The organism is Polaromonas sp. P1_E1_2 (assembly GCF_056406035.1).
On record NZ_JBFUAZ010000175.1, the window covers coordinates 1 to 7,121 of the forward strand.

The window sequence follows — 7,121 nt, forward strand, 5'->3', positions numbered from 1 at the left end:
TTGGTGCCCAGCGTGATGCTTTCCCGTGCGGTCGCGTTAAGCGTGGTGCTGGTGATGTTGTTGGCCGCGCCATTGGCGTCAAGGATGGCTCCGAGCGAGGAGCTGAGAGTGACCGAGCTGCCGGACACCGTCTTGACCGCCAGGGCGAAGGCAGCGGTGACGTTCACCGCGCCCGTTGCACTGACGTTTTCCAGGGTGCCGCCGTTGGCCAGGTCCAGGTTGACCTGTGAACCGGCGCCGCTCGCCACCGCAACGACCGGGCCGGTCGTGTAAATGGTGATGGGGCGGGCGGTGCTGGCGCCTATGCTGCCGTTGCCCGCCTCCAGGTAGACCGAGCCACCCGAGAGGGGATTGATGTTGGTCTGGACAGTTTGCGTACTGATGCCGCCCGTGGCCACCATGCTGAAGCCGGCGGTGCCCGCAGTCGTACCCGTGGCGTTGCTCAAAAAAGGCATGTAGGAGCCCACCATCAAGATATTGCCCGTGTTGGCGATATCGACGCGGCCGGCGCTGTTGAAGCTGCCCTGGAAGCTGGCGGTGGCGGCGGTGTTGCGAAGGGTGATGTCGCCCGATGTACTGTTGTTAAGTCTGCCGAAATTCTGGATCTGGTTGCCTGCGTTGGCCAGCGTCATGCCCCCGAAACTGGTGGCCTGCAAGGTGTTCGCGACGATGGCCTGGGTTTGCGACAGCGCGCCGCGGCTTAGCAGCGCAACAAGACCGGTGCCGGACTGGGTGATGCCGGCCGTTCCGTCCACCGTCCCCACCGACAAGGCAGAGTAGGAGCTAACCTCGAAATTGTTCGTTCCGTAGGCGCGACCGCTGACCTGGCTGATCTGGTTGAGTGAGTTGTCCAGGATGACGGTTTGTGCATCGGCCTTCAGGTTGGCAACCGTGAATGCCGCTGTTTGCGAGATGCCCGAACCTGCAGCGTTGCTGTTTATCAGGCTCAAGCTGGGTGCGCTGGCCAGGTTGATCGCGCCGCCGGTGTTGCCGATGACTATGCCGCCTGTATTGGAAGTGCTGCCGATCGCGATCACCGACGCGGTGATCCGGTTAAGCTCGGCGTTGCTCAGGTTCATGGCGGCGGTTTCTGATGCGCCGCCGAGTGTGATCGGCTGGTTGGCGCTGAAGATGTCCGTGTTGACCAGCACCTTGCCCGCGCCCGCGTTGACGGCGGAGCCGATGTTGATGCGGTCGCCCAGCAGCGTGATCGCACCGCCTCCGCTGGTGATGCTGGCGCCGTCGATGTTCAGGGCGTAGCTGCCGGCCGGCGCAATTGCACCCGTAGGAAAATTCATTCCGCGCAGCGTCATGGCCGCCGTGTTGGAGTTGATGCTGCCGCCGGTCAGGCTCACGGCATGACCCCCGCCCATAGAGCTTGTCCCACCGAGGTTGCCGATCATGGTGATCTCGCCGGTCGAGTTGATGCTGCCGCCCACCATGGAGATGCCGGTAATGTTCGCCGTTCCCCCGTTCGAACTACTGAACAAACCCGTACTGTTAAAACCAAGCCTGCCCGCGACGATGTCTGCGCCGGCATCGATGAGGACGCCGGAGCCGCTGATCCCGGCAGCATTTAACGAGGACGATCCGTCCAGCGTGATGCTGCGCAAGGTGCCGGACTGCACTTTTCCTCTTGCTATCAGGCCCTTGACCTCGGTGGCGGCACTACTGACACCGGCCCGGCCGGTAGCGGTGATATAGCCGCCGGTGCTGGATACCTCCGAGCCGGTGCCGAGTTCCACGCCGGCAGTACCTGCCAGGGAAAACAACCCTGTACGCCCGGTGATGTCGATATTGCCCGCACCTGTGATCCTGGCCAGAGAATCCAGCCGTACGCCGCGGGCCACCTGAGCGATGACCCCGGTCATGCCTACGTCACCGGCGATGGTGACGGTGCCGGTGCCGCCGGTCACGCTGGAATTGGTGACGACCACGCCGCCCGAAGAGCCGCCCGTGGCGCTGCCACCGCCATTCACCAGTCTGCCGGTGATGTTTATCGTTCCGCCCCCGCTGACGCCGATGTTGGTTTGCGTGGCGCCTTCATTGACGAGCTCGAGCGCGTGGTGGCTCGTCCTGGCACCCGACGCTTCGACGGTGATGTTTCCGGTGCTTGCCACGCTGGTGCCCGCCAGCTTCACGGCGCTATCGACGCTGTTGATGTTGGCATTGCCGCTGGTAAGCGTGGAGCGGTCCAGCAACACGCCATACTGCGACTGGTCTGTCGTGGTGCCGTTGATGGTGAGGGCGCCGGTGCCGGCGTTCACGGTGCTCTGGGACACCAGAACGCCCGAGCTCCCGGCCTGGCCCGCCCCGGACAGCGTGATCGCGCCTCCGCTGGTCTGCAGGACCGTGTTGCTGATATCCAGCGCGCCGGCGGAGTTGATATTGATCGTTCCGGCGCCGCCGGTCACGGAAATTGCGGAGGTCTTGATGGCCTGGCTGGCCGCGGCTGTGGTCACGCTCGCCGAGCCCCCGCCGGAAACCTTGAACGTCAGGCCGGCGCCATGCGTGCTGCCCGTGAGGTCGATGCCGGTACCGGTGGGGCCTGTGGTTCTGATGGTGAGATTGCGGCCACTGAGGAGCTCCACATCGGCATTGCCGAAGGTGCCCGCGACGTTGATCGAATCCGTGGCCTCGATAACCACGTCGGAACCCATCGCTTCAATCGTGTCTTCGTAAATGGTGTCGGCGGCCCCGCCTGTGCCGCCCGCGATGGTCATCGTGGCCGGGTCCAGCAGCCAGGTGCCGGTCTTGCCTCGCGGCGCCAGCGTGTTCACCCTGAGGCCCGGCAGGATTTTGAAGTGCGCGGCGCTTGTCTCGATAAAGCCGCCGTCACCGCCATCGGGGGCGCTGGCATCCAGCGTGCCGCCGATGTTGACCATGCCGTGTTCCATGTCGCCGATCAGCATGATGCGGCCGGCCTTGTTGGCGATGGTCTTCGCTTCAATGATGCCGGTGTTGTTGACGGTRCCCATGGTCAGGCTGTCCAGGGCTTTGGCCGAGAGCAGCACCTGCCCGCCATCGGCCTGGATGAGGTGTTTGTTCTCTGCCAGTGCGTTGATCGCACCCTGGTCGATGCTGTAGCCGAGCAAACTACCGTTGTCGAGGTTCAAGGTGACTTTGTTGCCCGCAGCCAGCAGCGCTGTTCCAAGGCTCGCGGTCATCACGCCTTCGTTGCGCACTTCGGGGGCCAGCAACGCCAGGTAACCACCGGGCGCGGCGTTCAGCGTGCCCTGATTCACCACTGAGCCACCGGAACCCGTGAACACGTTGTTGCCGGCCATGAAGTCGGCATTGCTCATGGAAAGGGTAGAAGCCACCAGGCCGCCGACGTTGACCTGAGAACCCGCACCAAACAACACACCGTTGGGATTGAGAATGAAGACCTGGCCGTTGGCCGTGAGGCTACCCAGCAGCTCGCTCGGGCTGCTGCCGGTGATGCGGTTCAGCGCAATCGCCTGCGCATTGGGCTGGTTGAATCTCAGCGCCTCGTTCGCTGCGGTAGACAGGGATGTCCAGTCGATGGCTACCCGCTGGGAGCTTTGGTTGATCGTGGTGGTGTTGCCGACCGTGGTGATGCCAGCCGCACCCGCGGTCACGCTGGCATTGGCCGCATCGGCAGCACGCGCCTGGTGCGTGACCACGGCAAGAGAAGTGAGCAATACCAGCGCTGCGCGGCAGGCGGTATTGAGCCTGAAGCCCGCGCCTTCGCCACCCCCTTCAGCCGATTCGGCCGGTGCCGAGCCGAACAGCACGCTGCTACGCGCAGAGCCGCCCTTGCTTTTGCCTCTGGCGTTCTCAGCCACAGCCACCCACAACCCTAAAGCCGCGTTCCAGACGAGGCGGTAAATACGGTTCATGCTGGCGTGGCTTTTCATGGAAGACTTTCGTTGACGGGCGGAACTTGCAGCGGACCAGGCGGTTCGCCAATCAGCCGGGCCCGCGCCCCGGCTGTTATGGAACGCTCTGGCCGACTGGCCGTCATCGTACGAATCACGAAAGCCGCTGTCTGTAGCACATATGCGCTACGCCAGATACCTTGAGGGGCCGCGTCCTGGACAGGATGTCGGGCTGCAGACCAAAAGGAATGGGCACGAACAGCTATCAAAAATATAGCGAACCGGCTGTTCGGGTGGCATGACGATCAGCACCGACGGGCAGCAAACAGGCCCTGCCGGTGACCAGACACCCGTTACCGGATTGCATGTAGAACAAACGATCTACACAAATAGCGAGTCGCGCGCCCGAAACCGTCGCAAAATGTCTGCCTGATGAATGCACCTCCCGCTGAACAAGATCTGCCCGTGATCCATGTCGCCATCGTCGAGGACGATCCGGGCTTTCGCGGAGCCCTGAGTCGCGTGGTGCAAGGCGCTTCTGACATGCGCCTGGTGGGCGCGGCAGGCACCCGTGCCGAAGGCTTGCAGATGCTGATGCAGCCGCCGGCCGATGTGCTGCTGGTTGATTTGGGCCTGCCCGACGGCTCGGGCATCGACGTGATCCGCGCGGCTTCCCGACAGTGGCCGGCCTGCAGCATCATGGTGAGCACCAATTTTGGCGACGAGACGCATGTGATGCAGTCGATCGAGTCCGGCGCTGCCGGCTACCTGCTGAAAGACAGCTCACCGCTGAAGATGGCGGCCGAGATCCGCAGCCTGGCCAGCGGCGGCAGCCCGATCAGCCCCATCATCGCCCGGCAGGTGCTGGCACGCTTTCGCCGCAGCACCGCAGCCGGCGCCGGCACGACGCCCGCCGATATCGACGCACCATCGCTGCTGTCGGCGCGTGAAAAGGAAGTGCTGGACTACATCACCAAAGGCTTCACCGCCGTGGAAATCGCCAGGCTGATGGAGTTGTCGCACTTCACGGTGCGCACTTTTGTGCGGCGCATCTACAGCAAACTCAAGGTTACCTCCAAGGCTGAAGCGATCTACGAAGCCAGGAACCAGGGCATTTTGGCGCAGTAGTTGCCCGCGCGAATGCCTTTTCATCACCACCGCCTCCTGCGTTTTTCGCCCCGCATGGCCGTAGCGCTGCTGGCAGCGGCTGCGGTGCTGACGGGTCTTGTCGCCTGTGACTCTGCAGGCACCCGCGCGGGTGGCTCCGCCAGCGCAGCGGCCCTGCATCTCACCCAGGCTGACTGGCAGGTGCAAACCGATGCGGGCTTCACCTCGCCACCGCTCACCCTCGACGGCCAAATCCTGCTGGACCGCTGGCAACCCGTTACGCTGCCGCATGCCCTGCCCATAGCGTTGCTGGGACAGGCCCGGGCTGCAGCATCCGCCGGCGAGGCCCCCGTCACACGCACCAGCTGGTTTCGACTGACCGTGCCGCAAGCCCCGGCATCATCCACGCCACTGGCGCTGTATGCGGCCCGCGTGCGCACCGACGGCACCCTCGCGGTGTATGCCGACGGTCACCTGGTACACACCGCACAGCAGCAAGGCCCGTTATGGAACAGCCCGCACACGCCGATGTGGGTGCTGCTGGAGAAATCAGCCGATGGCCGGCCGCCGCACGAGATCACGCTGCGCATCGAGCACACGGCTGCGACGCAGGTGGCGCTGTCATCACTGTGGCTGGGCCCGGTGGATGCCATCAGCTGGCGCTACCACGGCCGCCAATGGCTGCAGCAGGAATTGCCGGGGATGTTCAGCTCGGCTTTCCTCGCGGTCGGCATCTTCGCCTTGCTGGTGTGGTTGCGGCGCCGGCATGAGCCGGGCTATCTGCTGTTTTTTGTGCTGGCGGCCATGTCCTTCATGCGGGGCCTGCATTTTTATGTGAGCTTCCCGATTGCCAATGACTGGTTTGCCTGGTTCACCGTCAACTCGCTGTTCTGGCTGGTCACGGTGGTGCACTTTTCAATCGGCCTGCTGCACCGGCGCCAGCAACTGTGGCTGACGCGGGCACTGATCACCGCGTCCGTGCTGATGGCCCTGCTGACCCTGCCCCTGTGGTCGGCCCTGCCCAACACGCCGAGGACCACACCAGTGCTGTATGTGGTGGCCGCACTGATGGGCGTGAGCGTCAGCGCGGCGGGCGTCATCAACGCCTGGGGGCGCTCTCGCAGCGCCATGGTGGTGGCCATCGGGACGGTGCTGGCCACGCTCTTTAGCGCGACCGACTGGCTGGTACAGAACAATTTCATCAGCCCCGAAAACTGGTATCTGGGCCCGCATACCAACGCGATCACCTTCAGCGTCTTCGGTTACGTGATGTACCGCCGTTACACCGGCGCCATTGCGGAAGTCGAGCAGGTCAACGCCAGCCTGGCCGAGCGCCTGCGGGCACGCGAAGCCGAACTTGAAGCCAGCCACCGCAGCCTGCGCGAGATTGCCCAGCAGCAGATGCTGAGCGATGAACGCCAGCGCATGATGCAGGACATGCACGACGGCTTGGGCTCGACGCTGATCAGCGCCATCCGCTCCATCGAAGGCGGCGGCATGAGCGACGAACGCGTGACGCAGACCCTCAAGGACTGTATGGACGACCTGAAGCTCGCCATCGACTCGATGGAGCCGGTGGAGGCCGACCTGTTGCTGCTGCTGGCCACACTGCGTTTCCGGCTCGAACCCCGGCTGGAAGGCACCGGCGTCACGCTGCTGTGGGAAGTGCAGGTACTCCCCACGCTGGACTGGCTGAACCCTTCCAGCGCGCTGCACATCCTGCGCATCATCCAGGAAAGCGTGGCCAACATCCTGCGCCATACGCATGCGACCGAGATCCGCTTTAGCACTGCCATCGAAGGCGCCGGGGTGCAGGTCATCATCGAAGACAACGGCCAGGGCTTTGATGTCGACCAAGCCTTTGGCGACGCCGCGGGGAAAGGCCTGCAAAACCAGCGGCGCCGCGCGCAAACCATTGACGGCACGGTCAACTGGCAATCGGGGCCGGCGGGCACGCGCTTTACCTTGTGGCTTCCATTGGCCCCCACAGTCACTCACTCCGTGTAGTTCCTTGCCCCCCGAGGGGGCCGCCCGCCTGTGKCCCGGCAAAGCCGGTTCCACGGCTCATGCCGGTTGAAGAGTTCTGTGCGCACAAACGGGGGCCGCGGGACTGGCTTTGCCAGTCCGCAGGCTGCGCCCCCTGAGGGGGGATCTGGCTACACGAAGTGAGGC

At 64.1% G+C, this 7,121-nt stretch carries 3 protein-coding genes; 2 read left to right on the forward strand and 1 reads right to left on the reverse strand.

Annotated features, from left to right (window positions below; translation table 11 throughout):
- Positions 1-3,881, reverse strand: a 3,881-nt coding sequence (locus AC1D1P_RS10370) for a two-partner secretion domain-containing protein (protein WP_477672912.1), incomplete at its 3' end; no start/stop codon positions are given.
- A 393-nt stretch (positions 3,882-4,274) separates the two neighbouring features.
- Between AC1D1P_RS10370 and AC1D1P_RS10375 the strand changes: the two genes are divergently transcribed.
- On the forward strand, positions 4,275-4,970 hold the full coding sequence (locus AC1D1P_RS10375) for a response regulator (RefSeq protein ID WP_477672913.1): 696 nt from the start codon (positions 4,275-4,277) through the stop codon (positions 4,968-4,970).
- A gap of 54 nt (positions 4,971-5,024) precedes the next feature.
- Entirely contained in the window at positions 5,025-6,956 is a 1,932-nt protein-coding gene (locus AC1D1P_RS10380) for a sensor histidine kinase (RefSeq protein WP_477672914.1), read from the forward strand.
- Positions 6,957-7,121 lie beyond the last annotated feature (165 nt).

Bases quoted from the DNA above. Each gene is read 5' to 3' on its own strand.
- AC1D1P_RS10375 (WP_477672913.1), top strand. From the start codon at position 4,275: ATGAATGCACCTCCCGCTGAACAAGATCTGCCCGTGATCCATGTCGCC.
- AC1D1P_RS10380 (WP_477672914.1), top strand. From the start codon at position 5,025: ATGGCCGTAGCGCTGCTGGCAGCGGCTGCGGTGCTGACGGGTCTTGTC.